Source organism: Bacillus sp. FSL K6-0972 (assembly GCF_037976035.1).
Lineage (GTDB): Bacteria > Bacillota > Bacilli > Bacillales > Bacillaceae > Bacillus > Bacillus haynesii.
This window is the reverse complement of record NZ_CP150260.1, coordinates 1,530,013-1,547,747: the sequence shown is the minus strand read 5'-3', so window position 1 is coordinate 1,547,747 and position 17,735 is coordinate 1,530,013. Positions and strand designations below refer to the sequence as shown.

The 17,735-nt window shown below is 45.5% G+C and carries 15 protein-coding genes; 2 read left to right on the top strand and 13 right to left on the bottom strand.

Annotated features, from left to right (window positions below):
* Positions 1-51: 51 nt before the first annotated feature.
* Complete coding sequence (locus tag MKX80_RS07865) at positions 52-2,019, bottom strand: methyl-accepting chemotaxis protein (RefSeq protein ID WP_154995975.1); 1,968 nt, start codon at positions 2,017-2,019, stop codon at positions 52-54.
* A gap of 119 nt (positions 2,020-2,138) precedes the next feature.
* On the opposite strand from MKX80_RS07865, the gene MKX80_RS07860 reads away from it, so the two are divergent.
* Complete coding sequence (locus MKX80_RS07860; protein WP_182071039.1) at positions 2,139-2,801, top strand: GNAT family N-acetyltransferase; 663 nt, start codon at positions 2,139-2,141, stop codon at positions 2,799-2,801.
* Positions 2,802-2,844: 43 nt separating this feature from the next.
* Here the strand turns inward: MKX80_RS07860 and splB are convergent, their stop codons facing one another.
* From splB to MKX80_RS07820, 8 genes are all read right to left on the bottom strand, one after another.
* Complete coding sequence (gene splB, locus MKX80_RS07855) at positions 2,845-3,873, bottom strand: spore photoproduct lyase (protein WP_234112966.1); 1,029 nt, start codon at positions 3,871-3,873, stop codon at positions 2,845-2,847.
* A gap of 73 nt (positions 3,874-3,946) precedes the next feature.
* Positions 3,947-4,180, bottom strand: coding sequence for a transcriptional regulator SplA domain-containing protein (locus MKX80_RS07850; protein WP_234112965.1), 234 nt, complete (start codon positions 4,178-4,180; stop codon positions 3,947-3,949).
* Positions 4,181-4,300: 120 nt separating this feature from the next.
* Positions 4,301-6,019, bottom strand: a complete 1,719-nt coding sequence (gene ptsP, locus MKX80_RS07845; RefSeq protein WP_076793876.1) for a phosphoenolpyruvate--protein phosphotransferase — start codon at positions 6,017-6,019, stop codon at positions 4,301-4,303.
* A complete protein-coding gene (locus MKX80_RS07840) occupies positions 6,019-6,285 on the bottom strand; it encodes a phosphocarrier protein HPr (protein ID WP_003181247.1) in 267 nt (88 codons plus the stop codon). Before MKX80_RS07840 ends, ptsP begins: the two co-directional genes overlap by 1 nt.
* A gap of 100 nt (positions 6,286-6,385) precedes the next feature.
* The gene (gene ptsG / locus MKX80_RS07835; RefSeq protein ID WP_339228298.1) at positions 6,386-8,482 is read right to left on the bottom strand and encodes a glucose-specific PTS transporter subunit IIBC; all 2,097 of its coding nucleotides are present in this window, start codon (positions 8,480-8,482) and stop codon (positions 6,386-6,388) included.
* Positions 8,483-8,704: 222 nt separating this feature from the next.
* A complete protein-coding gene (locus MKX80_RS07830) occupies positions 8,705-9,550 on the bottom strand; it encodes a transcription antiterminator (protein ID WP_154995987.1) in 846 nt (281 codons plus the stop codon).
* A gap of 132 nt (positions 9,551-9,682) precedes the next feature.
* Positions 9,683-10,654, bottom strand: a complete 972-nt coding sequence (locus tag MKX80_RS07825; protein WP_182070758.1) for a LacI family DNA-binding transcriptional regulator — start codon at positions 10,652-10,654, stop codon at positions 9,683-9,685.
* A 221-nt stretch (positions 10,655-10,875) separates the two neighbouring features.
* Positions 10,876-11,601, bottom strand: coding sequence for an NPP1 family protein (locus tag MKX80_RS07820; protein WP_182070759.1), 726 nt, complete (start codon positions 11,599-11,601; stop codon positions 10,876-10,878).
* A 486-nt stretch (positions 11,602-12,087) separates the two neighbouring features.
* On the opposite strand from MKX80_RS07820, the gene MKX80_RS07815 reads away from it, so the two are divergent.
* A complete protein-coding gene (locus MKX80_RS07815) occupies positions 12,088-12,222 on the top strand; it encodes a hypothetical protein (protein WP_003181237.1) in 135 nt (44 codons plus the stop codon).
* A 69-nt stretch (positions 12,223-12,291) separates the two neighbouring features.
* Here the strand turns inward: MKX80_RS07815 and MKX80_RS07810 are convergent, their stop codons facing one another.
* From MKX80_RS07810 to MKX80_RS07795, 4 genes are all read right to left on the bottom strand, one after another.
* The gene (locus MKX80_RS07810) at positions 12,292-13,386 is read right to left on the bottom strand and encodes a Xaa-Pro peptidase family protein (RefSeq protein WP_182070760.1); all 1,095 of its coding nucleotides are present in this window, start codon (positions 13,384-13,386) and stop codon (positions 12,292-12,294) included.
* A 161-nt stretch (positions 13,387-13,547) separates the two neighbouring features.
* Positions 13,548-15,455 (bottom strand): heavy metal translocating P-type ATPase, encoded by a 1,908-nt coding sequence (locus MKX80_RS07805; RefSeq protein ID WP_182070761.1) that lies wholly within the window; start codon positions 15,453-15,455, stop codon positions 13,548-13,550.
* Positions 15,456-15,709: 254 nt separating this feature from the next.
* Positions 15,710-16,201, bottom strand: a complete 492-nt coding sequence (gene stoA, locus MKX80_RS07800; RefSeq protein WP_154995997.1) for an endospore biogenesis thiol-disulfide oxidoreductase StoA — start codon at positions 16,199-16,201, stop codon at positions 15,710-15,712.
* Between the two features lie 63 nt (positions 16,202-16,264).
* Positions 16,265-17,605 carry a polysaccharide biosynthesis protein gene (locus tag MKX80_RS07795; protein WP_268324068.1) on the bottom strand — a complete coding sequence of 447 codons (1,341 nt, stop codon included), beginning with the start codon at positions 17,603-17,605 and terminating at the stop codon, positions 16,265-16,267.
* Positions 17,606-17,735 lie beyond the last annotated feature (130 nt).

Below are 17,735 nucleotides of genomic sequence, written 5' to 3'. Positions count from 1 at the left end.
GTGAGCGTTGAAAAAAGAGAAGTCCCTCTTTCAACAAGAGGGACCTCTTTATTACACATTAAACTTATTGATCGCATTTAATAATTCTTGGTTGGCCTCGCTCAGCGCTTCAGCCGATTTTGCGATGCTTTCCAGCGCTGTCAGCTGCTCGTTTGTCGAAGCGCTGACTTCTTCCGCAGCCGCGGCGGACTGCTGGGAAATGGCTGAAATGCTCTGAATCGAGTCGGTCATTTTTTGCTGCTCTCCGCTCATATCCGAGATTTCAGAATAAATGTGGTCAATTGAGTTGACGAGCGCCTGCATTTCTGCAGTAATTTTGCTGAGCGCCTCTCCTGTCTCGTGAATCATTCCATTTTGCTCTTCATTCATCTTGCTTGCTTCCGTCATCGCTGAAACGGCTTCTTTCGTTTCCAGCTGTATTTGCTTGACCGTTTCGCTGATGTGCTGCGAAGAAACCGCCGATTGTTCAGCCAGCTTTCTCACCTCTTCTGCAACTACCGCAAAACCGCGTCCGCTTTCGCCGGCACGGGCCGCTTCAATGCTGGCGTTCAGAGCAAGCAGGTTTGTTTGATCAGAGATCGCCGAGATGGCTGTAACAACGTCTTCGATGTTTTTTGTTTTTTCTTCAAGCTGCAAAAGCATATGCTCCACTTTCTTCGTTTCCGAGTTTGCTTCATTTGACTTTGCAAGCAGCTGCCCGAGGGCATCGATTCCTGTGTAGCTTGCTTCTTCTGATGTTCTCGAAAGCTGTTTGATGCTGTCGGCATGATGTTCAATTTCCTTAATTTTGACTGACAGCCGTTCGGATTGTTCATTTACATTTTCGACCTCTGCCGCTTGTTCTGTCGCGCCTGTTGCCACTTCTTCGATCGCTTTGGCGATCTCATCGCTCGCAGAAACCGTTTCTTCTGAAACAGCGCTTAATTGATCGGTCGTATCCGATACCTTTCCGGACGATGATCTGACTTGCACAATCATTTCTTTCATGTGTTCGACCATCTTGTTAAAGTCTTTTGTCAATATACCGATTTCGTCTTTTGAGGCAGAGGCTGTTTGGACCGTCAAATCACCGCCAGCAACTGCCTTTGTTTTGGCAATCAGCTGCTTAATCGGGCCTGTGATCGTTTTGGCAAGGAAATAGCTTAAAATGATCGCCGCTGCCAACGCAATGATTGAAACGATCATGACTATTTTGTTCATTTCCTGTGCCACCCACATCAGCTTCGCCGTGTCGAATTGCGTACCGACTTTCCAGCCCGTACCGCCGACGGTCTGATAAGCGATCACCGTATCTTTGCCCACTTTGATTCCGTCTTTAGATGACGGGATGTCCCGATATGTTTTGTCTTTCGATATATCGTCACCTTGTTTTGACGGGTGGGCGAGCATTGTCCCGTTTTGGTCCAAAATAAATGCGTAGCCGTCATAAGGCATCTTTTGATTTTCGATAATTTTGTTCAATGAATTCAATGACAAGTCCATACTGACAACGCCTTCAACTTGATTATTGACGACGATGGCTTTTGCCGCAGTAACTGTCATATCTCCGGAAACCGCATCTTTGTAAGGTTCCGTCCAAACGACTTTGTCGGGTGTTTTTGCAGCTGACGTATACCATGGCCTTTCAGCCGGATTATAATCATGATCAAAGGTCGTTTTCGGAAATGTAAACATTTCCTTTTTCTTTGTGCCGATATAGGCTAAATTGACATACTCATTTTTTTCTTTTAATTGTTTTAATTCATCATTGACGATTTTTATAATTTTTTTATCCCCGTCTTTTAAGAATGAGTGAGCCATTTCTCCATCACTTATACGATTCAAAGAAATCTCGTAGTTTTCTAATTGAAGCTCAATATTTCTTTTAATTGAACCGAGGAGGCTGGACGTCGATTCTTTCGCTTCATCTTCAAGCATCGATTTCAACAAATATGTTGTCGAGAACTGTAGGACGATAACCGTCAAAACCAACAGGACGGCAACAAATCCAGCAATTTTGACATGCAGTTTTTTAAACAAATGAAACCCTCCTTTACATGCACCTTCATATTCTTTTTATCGGCTAAAATTTCGCAAAATTAAGATAGCCTGCTAAAATAACGATATAATGAAGGAAATATGAAAAGGAGTGATGGGCGATCTATAAACAGTTCTACGTCGATAACGGCACTTCTTATCAGCAGGTGGACATCCGCAATTACAGCAAAAAAGATATTCCCGATTTGATTGCTCTTCAAAGAGAATGCTTTCCGCCTCCGTTTCCGGAAGACCTTTTGTGGAATGAAGAGCAGCTCTATTCCCATATTGAACGATTTCCCGATGGAGCGCTTTGCGCGGCTTCCGAAGGCCGAATCATCGGTTCGATGACGGCGCTCATGACTGATTTTGATCCGCATCATCCACATCACAGATGGGATGAAGTGACAGACAACGGGTATATCGGCACACATCAAAACGATGGAAATTCCCTTTATGTCGTCGATATTTCCGTGTCCCCGGACTATCGAAAACTCGGCATCGGAAAGCGGCTGATGCAATCCATGTATGAACTGACGGTTTTTAAAGGGCTCAAGCGGCTCATTGGCGGCGGGCGGATTCCCCATTATCACAAGTCGGCTGCAGAAATGACGCCCGAACAATATGTTCAGGCTGTATTGGACGGGGAAAAGCGCGATCCCGTGCTCTCATTCCTGCTTCATTGCGGACGCTCGCCAGTTTGCGTGATTCCCGGCTACATTGAAGATGAGGAATCGCTTGATTATGCGGTCTTAATGGAGTGGAAAAATCCTTTTTTAAGATAATGTTTTCAAAACAAAAAACAGAGCTTTTCTAACTAAAGCTCTGTTATGTGAAATATTCGATTTTTGCTTCGGGAAAATAGTTGTCGATATACGATTCAAGGGCGCTGCGAAGCTCTGCTTCTTCATCCTTCTGGTAGATATATTTGCCAATCCCGTATCTGCCCCATTTATAGCGCCGTTTTTCTTCATCCAGTTCGAGCTTTGTCTTTGGATAGTTTTTTTCAATGACTCTTTTTGCAGGCTTCGTGAATCTATGCTGGATCATTTCAAAGGTAATGTCGCGCCTCGCATGCTGCGGCAGCGCACGATCGAGCTTTTCGAGCAACACTCTGTAGCCTTCCTGCCAGCCGTCATGAATATAAATCGGAGCAATGATAAAACCGAGCGGATAGCCCGCCTCCGCTACTTTCACAGCGGCTTCAATCCGTTTATCCAACGGAGATGTGCCGGGTTCAAAGCTTTTGATGACATAGGCGGCATTCACGCTAAAGCGGAATCGCGTTTTTCCGTTGTGCTTGGCATCAAGCAAATGGTCGACATGATGGAATTTTGTCACGAAACGCAGTTTTCCGTGGTCGGATTGACCAAAATGCTCAATTGCTCGTTTTAATGTGTGTGTCAAATGGTCAATTCCAACGATATCAGATGTACAAGAAGCTTCAAAGCGCGTATCTTCGGGAGCGCGTTCTTTCATATATTGATCCGCCTGATCAAGTATTTCCTCCACATTGACGTACGTTCTGATGTACGGCTTGCTGCCCATTGTCGTCTGCAGATAGCAATAATGACAGTGACCCATACACCCTGTTGCAAACGGAATCGCGTATTCTGCGGACGGTTTTGACGAATCGAACTTCAATGTTTTTCTGACGCCGATCACCAAAGTGGATTTCGCATTTCTGTATTTTTGCAGGTGGCCTTCCCCCGGGATATTCCTCACCTGGTTGTGTGAAGTCGTTTCCCTGATCTCAAGCCCCATGCTTGAAAACTTATCCCTCAGCTCTTTTCCAAGCGGATATTCGAGCGCTCTCGGTTCAATATAGACGAGCTGGGGAACAAACGGTTTTACCATTGGAATTAGACACATCCTTTGCTTATTTTCGTTACTTTTTGCATTTAGAGGATGTGATATACCGGTAATGTCTTCATGTCACATCAAATAATTCACGGTAAAGCTGTTCCGCTTCTTCATATGAAGAAAAAACGGCATCATCTTCGGCAAAGGCGTGATATGTATCATACATAAACAATGCCAGTTCACCTTCGTGAAGCGGATGATCAACGACTTCAGCTTCCTTTATATGCGCCACATTGACGGCATGCGGGTTCCGGTAAATGACATAGACCTCATCTCCCGGTTTGAATGGCTGCCTCGGCATATCAGAATCCCCCTTTCTAACAAATGGTCACATGTATTATCTCCTCCGCGGCCGGGATCATTCAGATAACCAAAAAAACCCGGACGGGCATTGGTTATGCCGGTCCGGATTTTCAATTGCTTATGCCATATTGAAGGTTTCTTTTACGAATTGTACAACCTCTTCTGTTGTGCTCATGGACAGAATTTGCTCTTTGAACGATTCTGTTTCTTTTTTAGAAAGCTTGCTGATTTGCGTTCTTGCCGGAAGGATTGACGTCGCACTCATTGAGAACTCGTCCAGTCCAAGACCGAGCAGGATCGGGATCGCAATTTCATCTCCCGCCATTTCGCCGCACATGCCGACCCATTTTCCTTCTTTATGAGCCGCTTCAATGACAAGCGTGATCAGGCGGAGAATCGCAGGATTGTATGGCTGGTAAAGGTAAGATACCCGCTCATTCATCCGGTCAGCAGCCATCGTATATTGAATCAGGTCATTCGTTCCGATGCTGAAGAAATCGACTTCTTTAGCGAATTGATCAGCGATCACCGCTGTTGAAGGGATTTCAACCATCATACCGACTTCAATGTCGTCGGAAACTTGTTGGCCTTCAGCTTGCAGCTTTTCTTTTTCTTCTAAAAGAATCGCTTTCGCTTCTTTAAATTCGTTTACAGTCGCGATCATAGGGAACATAATTTTTAAGTTTCCATATGTACTTGCCCGAAGCAGCGCACGAAGCTGCGTTCTGAAAATCTCTTGCTCATCAAGGCAAAGACGGATCGCTCTGTATCCTAAGAAAGGATTCATTTCTTTTGGCAGTTCTAAATATGGAAGCTCTTTGTCTCCGCCGATATCAAGAGTACGAACGACAACGGATTTGCCTTCCATACGTTCAAGAACGGTTTTATAGGCATCAAATTGCTCCTCTTCTGTCGGAAGCTGGTCTCTGCCCATGTAAAGGAATTCAGTCCGGTAAAGGCCGACTGCTTCTCCTCCATTTTCCAGAACGCCTTTTACATCATCAGGTGTGCCGATATTTGCGGCAAGTTCCACGTGATGGCCGTCACTCGTTACAGTCGGTTCGTTGACAAGCTTCGCCCATTCGGCTTTTTGCGCCAGGAAGGCTTGATGCTTTTCTTCGTATTCGCTGATTATATCCTGGGAAGGATCAACGATGACATCGCCATTGATGCCGTCAACGATAACCGTTACGCCGTTTTGAATGCCTTTCGTTGCCGCTTTTGTGCCGACAACAGCCGGAATTTCAAGCGAGCGCGCCATGATGGCAGAGTGAGACGTCCGTCCGCCGATATCTGTTGTAAACCCTTTAACAAAGTTGCGGTTTAATTGTGCAGTATCAGACGGTGTCAAGTCTTCGGCTACGATGATGACCTCTTCAGAGATCAGGCTCGGGTTCGGAATTTCCACGCCGAGAAGATGCCCTGTGACACGCTTGGTGACATCGCGGATGTCTGCAGCGCGTTCTTTCATATATTCGTTATCCATCGACTCGAACATTGTGACGAACATGTCAGCCGTTTCTTTTAAAGCGAATTCCGCGTTGACAGAGTCCGATTTGATTTTGTCTTTAATCGGGTTCAACAGTTCCGGATCGCTTAATACTAGCAAATGTGCAGAAAAGATTTCCGCTTTATCTTCGCCAAGCTCTTTCAAAGCATGGTTTTTAATAGTTTCAAGCTCTTTCTTAGAACGCTCGATGGCGTCTTCAAAACGATTTACTTCCGCATCAGAATCAGAGATGTTTTTCTTTTCAACCGTTAGATCAGGCTCCTCAAGCCGATATGCTTTTGCGATCGCAATACCGGCTGAAGCGCCTATTCCTTTTAATTCAAGCATTATTCGCCTAAACCTTCGCTTTTCATTGTTTCTTCAAGTGCGGAAAGAGCATCATTTTCATCAGCGCCGGAAGCAGAAATCGTAATTTCAGCACCTTTGGCAATACCTAGTGACATAACACCCATAATTGATTTAAGGTTAACGGTTTTTCCGTTATATTCCAAATTGATATCTGCATCATATTTGCTTGCTGTTTGTACAAGAACAGTCGCTGGACGAGCGTGGATTCCAGAATCTGCAGTTACTTTAAACGTTTTTTGTGCCATTTTTTATCAATCTCCTTTTAATTTAAAGCTTTTAGTACATTCACAATATTATATCATACAGCCGTACATGTCATCTGACAAGTACGGCCATTTTGTGAATTTATTTTTCGATGCGGACGATCTCGTCCTGTGTCAGACTGACATTGCCTTCTGCCTGCAAGCTCACGCTTTCGCCTTCTTGAAGGTTCGTGAACACGACCGGCGTCATCAGAGAAGGTACGTTGGCCTTCACTTTTTCAATGTCGACTTCAAGCAGTTTCTGGCCAGGCTCAACACGGTCACCTTCAGAAACAAATGCAGTGAAGCCTTCGCCTTTCAGGCTGACCGTATCGATTCCAAAGTGGATCAGAATTTCTCTGCCGCCGTCAGACTGCAGACCGATCGCATGCTTTGTCGGGAATACGTTCAGCACTTTACCTCTTACAGGTGAGACAACTGTGCCTTCTGCAGGAAGAATCGCGAATCCGTCGCCCATCATTTTTCCGGAGAATACTTGGTCCGGAACATCTGTAATCGGATGAAGTTCACCCACAAGCGGTGAAACGAATACTTCTTCACCGGATTCGTTTTGAAGAGGCTCGACCATAGCTTCTTCGATTTGCTGCTCCACTTCCTCGGCAGCGTTCGGCGCTTTTTCAGGGCGAGGTGTCCGGCCTGACATAATGTCTTGCATTTGCGATTTTAAATTGTCGGATCTTGGTCCAAAGATCGCTTGGATGTTATTGCCGACTTCCAGTACACCTGATGCGCCGAGTTTTTTCAAGCGCTCTTTGTCAACTTTTTTCTGATCGTTGACTGTTACGCGAAGTCTTGTGATACAAGCGTCAAGGTGCTTGATGTTTTCCTGGTCACCCATTGCTTCAAGAATTTGATAAGGAAGATCTCCTGCTGCTTCTTTGCCTTCATCAGCGGATTCTGCAGCTGCATCTTCGCGTCCAGGCGTTTTCAAGTTGAACTTGCGGATGGCAAATCTAAATCCGAAGTAGTAGATGACAGCCAGGACTAAACCGACAGGAATAACAAGCCACCAAGCAGTACGGTTCGGCAGAATTCCGAACAGGAAGTAGTCGATCAAACCGCCGGAGAACGTCATCCCGATCTTAACATTCAAAATGTCCATCATCATGAATGACAGGCCGGCAAACACACAGTGAATCGCAAACAGAATCGGAGCGACGAACAGGAATGAGAATTCGATCGGCTCAGTGATCCCTGTTAAGAATGCTGTTAAAGCTGCTGACCCCATAATACCGGCAATAAGCTTTTTGTTCTGCGGTTTTGCTTCATGATAAATGGCAAGCGCTGCCGCAGGAAGACCGAACATCATGAACGGATACTTACCGGTCATAAATGTACCCGCTGTCAATTCGACGCCGTCTTTGATTTGCGCCATGAAAATTCTTTGGTCACCGCGGACAATTTCTCCCGCCTGGTTTGTATAGCTGAAGAACTCATACCAGAACGGCGAGTAGAAAATGTGGTGAAGACCGAACGGAATCAGAGCCCGCTCAATCATTCCGAAGATGAGAGCTGCGACCGCTTCATTGGCTGCAAGCAGGTTCGTCGAAAAGCTGTTCAGTGCCCCTTGGATCGGCGGCCAGATAAACAGCATGACGAGACCCAGCAGCAATGCGCAAATAGATGTAATGATCGGAACAAAGCGCTTTCCTGCAAAGAATCCTAAATATTGCGGAAGCTCGATTGTGTAGAAACGGTTGTACATGGCAGCGGCCAGGACACCGACAATAATACCCCCGAATACCCCTGTTGCCAATGTCGGTATCCCGAGCATTGTCGTATATTCCGGATGGTTTTGAGTAAAGAACTGTGCTCTTTCAACTGCGTCGCTTGGAATCGAACCGTTTTGAAGAAGCACTGCACTCATCGTGACATTCATAACAAGATATCCGATAATAGCGGCGATTCCGGCAACACCGTCGCCGTTAGCCAAACCGATGGCAACCCCGACTGCGAAAAGGAGCGCCAAGTTGGTGAACACGACGTCACCTGAACTTTCCATCACTTTCGCAACAAGCTGAACGGTGCTGTTCGTTAAGAATGGTGCGACTTTTGTCATCTGCGGATTTTGCATGGCATTACCAAGCGCGAGCAGAATCCCTGCAGCCGGCAGGATGGCAACAGGAAGCATCAGCGCTCGTCCAATTTTTTGCAGAACGCCAAATAGCGATTTAAACATTTTTTAACCCCCTCTAAGGATAGTTTGACCTTACAGCAAAAATTCATGACAACTTCGTTCAAAAGACTGCTTTTTCATCCAAATAAACCGTTTACATTTCGCCTTTAGAACGACAAAAAAGGCATGGTGAAAGCGGGTACACTAAGAAACAAAAGACAGCGTCTTCATTTCTTCCCTTTTTTCACTCATGCCTGATCGAATCAGTAACACGTTATAAAGGCGTTATGAAATTTTATTAGTTAAACGGTACAAATGCAATGTCAAATAAACGGCTTCTGCCTCATGAACTGGTTTCTTGAGCGCTTGCTGCAAGATCTTGATCATCTTCCAAGCAGTATTGTAACACAGCGGATATTCCGTTTTCAACAACAACATTAATTTTTCCGGTTCCTGAATCGGCTCGTCCCGTTTTATCCTGTCAATCGTAAAGCGCAAGTGCCTGATCAACCGCAAATAGTTCACGCTTTCCCTGTTAACTTGCATCTGGAACGAATCTTCGATGACCTGGACAAGCCTGGAGATCAGTTGTGAATGCTGATTGACTTCAGAAAGCGGGCGGTTCGTCATCGCACTGTGGATATGAAGTGCGATAAACCCGATTTCTCCTTCAGGCAGCTGAATGTCGGATTGTTCATTAATCATATCGACGGCTTCTTTGGCGACTTCGTATTCCTTCGGATAAAGCGATTCCGTCTCAAGCAAAAACGGATTCTTCATATCAAATCCCTTTTCTAAGCGCTTAACCGCAAATGCGATATGGTCCGTCAGGGCGACATGAATGTGTTCGTTCAGCGGCTGGCCGATTTTTTGCGCGATATGGTAGATGACATCATTGGCGATATCAACCATTTTTTCATCGACATAAGTGAGGAGCTTCTTATACTGCGATTGTTCCTTATCATTTTCCAGGATAAACATTTTTTCATAGTTCTCATGTTCGATAAGATCTCCGCGCTTTTTACCAAAACCGATTCCTTTGCCAATCAAGACAACTTCTCTGTAATCATCATGGAGAGCGATTAAAACGTTGTTGTTGAGTACCTTTTCAACGGTAAAGGATCTGTTCACGATCCTCAGCTCCTTTTTGTCATCAATCTCTCATATCGTACAAAACTCATGAAAGCGCGTCAATTTATTTTGACGTTTTTGATGAAAAATGTCGAATTTTGATCACTGTCTGGAAAATGATTGATGTTTTAATTACACAGTCGCCCTTTTGACCAGCTTGTAAGGAACGGTTTGTTTTTCCGGGTCGGCACCGCTGATTCTTTTTTGCAAAAGGCGAAACGCATGCTTCCCCATTTCCTTTATATTGATTTTGATCGTTGAAATGCCTAGCACTTCGCTGATCGGCTGGTTGTCACAGCTTAAAATGGCGAGGCTTCCGGGAATATCTACCTGATGACGCTGCGCTTCAAGAAACATACCGGCTGATACTTGGTCGTTGGCGACAAATACAGCTGTCGGCTTCTCCTCCATCCCTCTCCATTCGGAGAACAGTTTTTGCCCGTCGGTAATCGTCAGCGACCGCTCAAATACCCACTCTTCCCGGTAAGGCTCCCCGATTGCGGCCAAAGCTTCCTTGTATGCCTTGAGGCGAAAGTGGCTGTTCATACCGTTTTTCCTTGCCAAACCAATCGCGATTTTTGTGTGCCCTTTTTCAATCAAAAAATCCAGTCCAAGCTGGAACGCTTCTTTATGCGGAATGCTGACCGTTGAAAAATGCTGCTCGCTTGAGTCCTGGCACAGGATGAACGGACCGGTCTCACGCCAGTCCAAAAGCGCTTCATCAGACATCGCTTTTGAACAGAAAATCAGGCCGTCCACCTGTCTTTGTTTCAGCTGCTCCAATGCAAAAACTTCTTTTTCCAATTGATAATTTGTTTGATAAAGCGAAAAGTGAACGCCTTCCTTCGCAGCTTCTTCAGCGATTCCTTCCAGCAGCTCGCCGAAATAAGGAAGGCTGATGGTCGGCAGCACAACCCCTATCATATTGGAAAAGCCTTTCGATAAATGAACGGCATGCATATTCCTTGCATATTCGAGCCGTTCAATCGTCTCAAGAACTTTTTGGCGCTTTTCTTCTTTGACATACGGGTGGCCGTTGAGAACCCTTGAAACAGTCGTGATGGAAACCCCTGCGGCTTCAGCTATTTTCCTGATATTTGCCATTCGTTTCCCTTCTTTCATTCAAATCTTTTCGTACGTGCCGGATCATTTCATCATCATAAAGAAATTATATCGCTTGTAGCCATAGATTTTGATCTTTTTCGGGAATTTTTTTCGGGGTTCTATTGATAAGCGAAGAAGATGTTTGGAGGAGGTACAGGCGGCAAAAAAAATCGGCTGATATGAAAACATTTCACCAATCAGCCGGATACACGAAATATTTTTTATCTAAACCATGCTTTTCCTAGGTTATTCGTGAAATTGTGATCATTGAAAGGAACGTTTGCGCTTCCGAAATCCGTTGTGTTCAATGCGTTTCTTGCGGCAGGCGTCAAATCTTCCCATCCGATGAGAGGCTGGGTGCCGCCCTTTGCACTGTCCACATATAGGCTGTGGTTGATCGGTGGTTGCGGAGCATCATAGCGGATCTTTGGATGATCGCCTTCCATAATATTGTTGTTTGGAGCTGTTTTTTGAAATTTACCGTGTTGAGAATAAGCGATGGAAAGCATTTTTGGATTTTGATTTGCCGGATTATCGATCCATACGACGATTCCTTCCCAATCATGTCGATGGCCGAATGCTTTTAAAGGCAGAGGTGAATCTTTAGGAAAATACCATGCATACATAATCGCCCAAACTCCATTATACCATGCAGAACGGGAGTAAACTTGTCCCACGCTTTTGCTGCAGTGGCCTTCGGGCGCTCCTGTAGGCTCCAGGCCTCCGCTTGTGTTGCCTTGCGCGTCAACTGCGGGAAAAGGGACGCAGCCGCTCGCGACCTTCAAAAAAGGCTGAAAACGTTTGGCCGCTTTTTGAGAAAGCGTCACAGGGGTTACTTCGCTGAAACCTTGCACTTTGTCATGATCAATGACTTTCGCGTCAGCTGCCGGTACGATACTGAAAAAAGCAAACATCGACAAAAACAGTACATATCCTAATTTTTTCACTCTTTGCTAGCTTCCTTTCAGAGAGGTAATAAACTTCAAATCATTAGAAAAATCCTTCATGCTTATTTGTTGTGGGGGTGAATCCGCAATCGTTGCGGAGACTGAAATATCTGGATGCGAGATGAGAAGATTTTGCCTAAAACAGATTTAATTTGTCAGCGGTTTTCCCGTTTAATCCCCCCTTTCCTTCTGAGCTTAGTATACAAATTTTTCACATGAGAATAATGATGCAAACCGATTATCTTTTGATCAATCTAAATCACCAAAACGAAAGCAGGTAAGCGTCATCGATTCATTCATCAAACGATCATCATAGGACTTTTTTGGCAGCATCAGTGTCAATAATATGAAGCTGAATTCCTGAACCCCCTGACATCAGGGGGTTTTCTTTATTGATTTAGGGCTTGCTATGGAAAGCATTTCATAATTTAGAATGAAGGCAGCACCGGTGCTGAACACGTTTTCATTCCAGAAAGGAGAAGAAAAATGGGTATCTTCATTCTGATCCTCTTATGTATCGTTATCGTGCTGTCTTCAAAAGCAGCGATGAAACCGCTCAAAGAAAAACACGAGATCAAACCATTCCGTTCCTTTGACGATTTTTTTATTTCAAAGGATTGACGGCGAGATGAAAAGACAAACCATTCACGTCCGGAATAAAAAAGAACCCGCGCAGGCGGGTTCCATTTTTTATGAAATGACAGTCAGCTGTTTTGGATACTTTGTCAGCGCTTCTGCTCCATCGGCTGTGACTAGTACATCATCCTCGATGCGAACGCCTCCGATTTCCGGCACATAAATGCCGGGTTCAATCGTGTATACCATGCCCTGTTTTAAAAGCTCGTCATTGTTATGGCTCATGGACGGGTATTCATGAGGTGAAATCCCGAGCCCGTGCCCGAGACGGTGAGGAAAGTAATCACCATAGCCCGCTTTTTCGATGATGCCGCGCGCTTTCAAATCAAGATCGCCGATTCTGACACCGGGTTTGCTCATCTTAAGTGCCTCCGTTTCGGCCTGAAGCACCGTATCATATATTTCTTTTTGTTTTTCGCTCACATTTTGATAGACGAGCGTTCTTGTAATATCAGAGCAGTATCCGTCAATGATCACGCCTAAATCAAAGAGGACGAAATCGCCCGGCTTAAGGGTGCGGCTGCCCGGGTTTCCGTGCGGCTGTCCCGACTTTTCTCCGAAAAGGACCATTGTGGAAAACGACATCCCCTGGACTCCTTTTTTCTTCAGTTCATATTCGATTTTAGCGACGACATCGATTTCCGCTATGCCCTCTTTTAATGCGGCGGCGCCTGCTTCAACTCCGTAATCGGCAAGCTTGGCCGCTTCGCGGAGTATGCTGATTTCTTTTTCGTCTTTGATGACGCGGATTTGGTTCAGCCTTTCCTCTGCAGAGACAAGTTCCGCACCGTTAGTGACTCCCTGCAGCATTTCGGCGCGCGACAGAGCAAGCGTTTCTTTTTCAACCGCTACTTTTGAATATTGGCCGTTCCGCTTTTGAAGCCCTGAGGATATGAGTTCCCAAGGGTTTTCATGATCCCCGTATCCGATGATTTCATACGCCCAGCCGGCTGCTCTTGCCTGGCCGGCCTCCATTTGCGGACAAACAAAAAACGGCTCTTCATCTTGAAAAATAAAAACGCCCATCAGCCGTTCGTGCGGTTCTGTATAAAAGCCGGTGAGATAAAATACATTTTCTTTTGAATGAATAAAAGCCGAAGATATGTTTTTTTCTTTCAGCCAGGAAGAGATTTGTTCGATTCTTTCCATGCTCTGTTCACTCCTTGAGACAGTTTCCGTACCATACATTTAACATGTAAAAGCATCACATCCATTGTATCAGTTTTTCCCGTCTCTTGCTCACCGGTTATGTATGCGTCGCCTCTTTCTCAAAAAGAAAAACGGCTGCCGTTAACGTGCAGCCGTTTTTTTTAGGATTTCAACAACCTGAGGCCGTTTAAAATAACAAGCAGTGTGCTTCCTTCATGCCCGATGACACCGAGCGGCAGATCAAGAATTTGAAGGAAGTTGCTGCAGATTAAAAGACAGATCACAGCAAGCGAGAAAATGACGTTTTGTTTAATGATCGTATTCATTTTCCGGGAGAGCCGAATCATTTTGGTCAGTCCTGTCAATTCGTTTTTCATTAAAACGACATCAGCTGTTTCCAGTGCAACATCTGTTCCTTCCCCCATTGCGATCCCCACATCAGCGGCGGCTAGGGCCGGTGCATCATTGATTCCGTCTCCCACCATAACGATTGTTCCGTATGTTTTTTTCAGCTTTTTCGCTTCCTCTACTTTTCTGTCAGGAAGACATTCTGAAACGACGATTTTTAAGCCCGCTTCGCGTGCGATAGCCGCTGCGGTTTCAGGCTGATCCCCTGTCAGCATCGCCGTCTGAACACCAAGCGCGTTCAGCTCTTCGATCACCGCTTTTGCTTCCGGTCTGATTTGGTCTTTTAATGCAAAACACCCCGCGATTTTTTCGCCTTTTTTCATAAACACAATTGTTTTTCCTTGCTTGGCAAGCTTCTGAACAGCCGCCGTGAGAAACTGCCCGGCTGCCTCTTCCCCGACAAATCCGGCTTTGCCGATCAGCCATGTCTCTCCACGGTATTGAGCCTGAACGCCAAACCCTGACGTCTCCTCGATCGACACATTCGCGGCAGGCTCGATGCCTTTTGCTTCTGCATACTCGACAATGGCTTTGGCAAGCGGATGACCTGACTGCTTCTCAATTGCAGCAGCAGCCTCCAAGCATTCGCACTCCCCGATATCAGCAGCTAGAAGCATGTCTTCCACGCCAGGCTTTCCGTTCGTAATCGTTCCCGTTTTATCCAATGCAACAATTTTGCTGTTGCCGAGCTTTTCAAGGAAGACGCTGCCTTTGACAAGCAGGCCGTTTCTTGCGCCATTCGAGATCAGCGACAGCGCGGCAGGCATGATCGAAGCGACAAGGGCACACGGCGAAGCGACGACCATGAACACCATCGCTCTGTAAAATGTCTCGCTCCAGCTCCAGCCAAGCAAAAAATGCGGCAGAAAGAGCAGCAGTCCGACAGCAAGCAAAACCCCTTTAACGTAAATATTTTCAAATCGCTCAATGAACGCCTGTGACGGCGAAACGCTGTTTTGCGCAGACTCAACAAGCCGGATGATCTTTTTGAACAACGAATCTTCATTTGCCTTTGTGACACGGACCGTGAGTGATCCGCTTAAATTGACAGTCCCCGCAAAAACCGCGTCTCCGAGTGTTTTTTCCGCGGGGATTGATTCGCCAGTTAGAGCCGATTCGTCGATACTCGTTTTTCCGGTTTCGATTTCCCCGTCTGCCGCAATGCGTTCTCCAGGTTTAACAAGAATGAGGTCGCCCGCTTGAAGATCGGCTGCCGCCACGGTTCTTGTCCCTTCTTCTTCAAGCAAAGCGGCTTCCTCCGGCTCCAATTTCATCAGCGATGTCAAATCGCGTTTGCTTTTATTTAATGTATACGTTTCAAGCGCTCCGCTGAGAGAAAAGATAAAAATTAAGACGGCCCCTTCAGCCCAGTAGCCGATCAGCGCAGACCCGACTGCCGCAAAAATCATCAGGAGTTCAACATTCAGCGTTTTTTCCGACAGCGTTTCTTGTATACCTTCTTTCGCTTTGGCAAAGCCGCCGATACAAAAAGCTAAAATAAACAGAACAACGGACAATGTTTCATTGCCGGACAACAGCCAGCCGGCAAGAATCAACAAGCCCGACAAAAGCGCAGCAATCAATTCCCCGTGCTGCCTCCAATTTTCAAAGTGAAACGTGTGACGGTTTTGCTGCGATTGCTTCCCGATCTCTAATTGCATCTCCAATATCCTCCCTAATTGAGAATGTAATTCATCGTCAATTTCCTTCTTAAAAAACAAATTGCCGCCTCATCGGCAGCATAAACATTAAGTATTTTATTTATATAAGGGTATGACTGCTTCTTGTCCATTGAACACACCCTTTTCTATTTCTCATTATAGCACGGCATTCTACGTTTTCAAATAATAATTATTATAATTTCCTTATGATATTAATTATCATTTACATTCCAAAAAAAAGCTGAACTCCCGGCTCAGCTTTTCCCTGCCCATTCCTTCATCTGTTCTACAGTAATGGGTCCGACAACCGATTTCTCCAGCTCTCCTTTTTCATTAAAGAAAAAAGTTGTTGGAATCGTCATGACATTGTAAGCTTTCATCATTTCGCCCTTTTTGTCAAAAACGATCGGAAATGTCAGCTTGTTTGCTTTAATAAACTGTTTCACCTTCTGTTCGTTTTTTTCAGCATTCAATAAATTCACGGTCACGAGCTTTACGCCGGATTGCTTGCTTTCATAGTAGGATTGGAATCGCGGAAGCTCTTCACGGCACGGCGGGCACCAGGTCGTCCAAAAATGAACGATCGTCTTCTGGCCTTCGGCGGGAATGACGACGCGCTGCCCCTCCACCGTGTTCATCTGCATGACTGCCGGCGAAGCATGTTTTGCAGAGGCCTGCGGCTGAAATACGAATGCCCCGATAAAAAGCAGCAGAATGAGCGGATAAATAAGACTGATTCTTCGCATGTGAACTCCCCTTCTTTTTAGTATTAGCTTCCCCGCAAAAACCAAAACTATGAAGAGAGTCAATTAACGGCTTTCAATTCTCGGAGAGCGGGATTTGTTTGTTAACAAAAGTGTGACACCCAGCTCTTTGCAAATCGTCACATAATGCAGCGCCGTCAGCAAAATCATACCGGTATTCATCGCAAGAATGATCCCCGTCATCTGCAAAGTCTGCATGGACCCGAGAACATACATCATCAAAAACGACAAGACACTGGCCCAAACGTTATGGTAAAAGGCATCTTTGGCCAACCCCATTCCGATTAAACAGGCCTGAAACGGCATGGCAAAAAAGTGGAATAAAAAATACGGCCACAACATTTTAAGGTAAAAAGACGCCTTGACCGAATCGAAAAATAAATGGGTCAGCGGCTCTGCAAAGTGATACATCACCATGACGGACGGTATGCCGTAAAACAGCGTGATGAAGATCGCCTGTTTAATCCGTTTGATCACTCTTTCGTATTGTCCGTAAGCGTAGCTTTCAGAAATGCTCGGGATCATGACGACCATCAGTGAATGGGCGATAAAAGCCGGAAAAAAGCCGATTGTCATCGCCACACCCGAAAGCATGCCGAACTGGTCGATGGCCGATGATCTCGATACGCCAGCGGCAAGCAGCGTCCCCTTCACCAAAAAAGGTTCAACGGCATTTGTCACAGCGTGAAATACGCGCAGCCCCGTCGTCGGGATCGAAACAGTGAGCAGGCGCTTTAAAACATCGTTTCTCCGCAAGTGGATCTGCTGCCCCTTTTGAGCGGCGCGCCTGACCAAAACAAACTGCGAAAACAAATAAACAAACACGACCACTTCACTTGCAACGAGGACAAACAATGAGATCAGAAGAGAAGTATCCAAATCAAAGGAATACCATTGAAAAAATAAAAACAAGCCGATGAGCTGAAAGATTTTTTTCAGTGCATTCGCCGTTGCGATTTTACCCATTTGCTGAACGCCCATGAAGTAGCCTCTCGCGATCGATGTGAATGCAACCGTAGGGATCATCCCGATCACAAGTCCTCTGATCAGAGGGTGATAAGAATCAAAAACCGGAATAAATGGAAGTATGATCACTGCAGCCGCCGTGGAGAAAACCGTGCAGACCGCAGTCATCCGCAATGCATGTTTCAGCATGCTTTCGTGCAGCTTCGGGCTGGACTCGGCGATAAACTTCGATATCGATACAGGCAGCTCAAGGCTCGCAATCACCACGACTAAAAAAATGGAAGGCAAAACACTCATGTAGAGCCCCATGCCATGCTCGCCAAGCTCCCGTGCAAGAATCATGTTGATGACGAATTCAAGACATTCTGCAAAAAAAGCAGCTAGCGAAAGAAGAACGATTCCTTTTACAAAACGGTTCATGAGGTCTCTCCTTGTCTCACGGGTTTATCCCATCATATGAGACAAGTCTAAAAATTATTTTCTTTTTAATGAAAATTGATTTTCATAAAGTATCAAAAACAAATTTTTTCTTGGGCTGTATAGTGAGAAA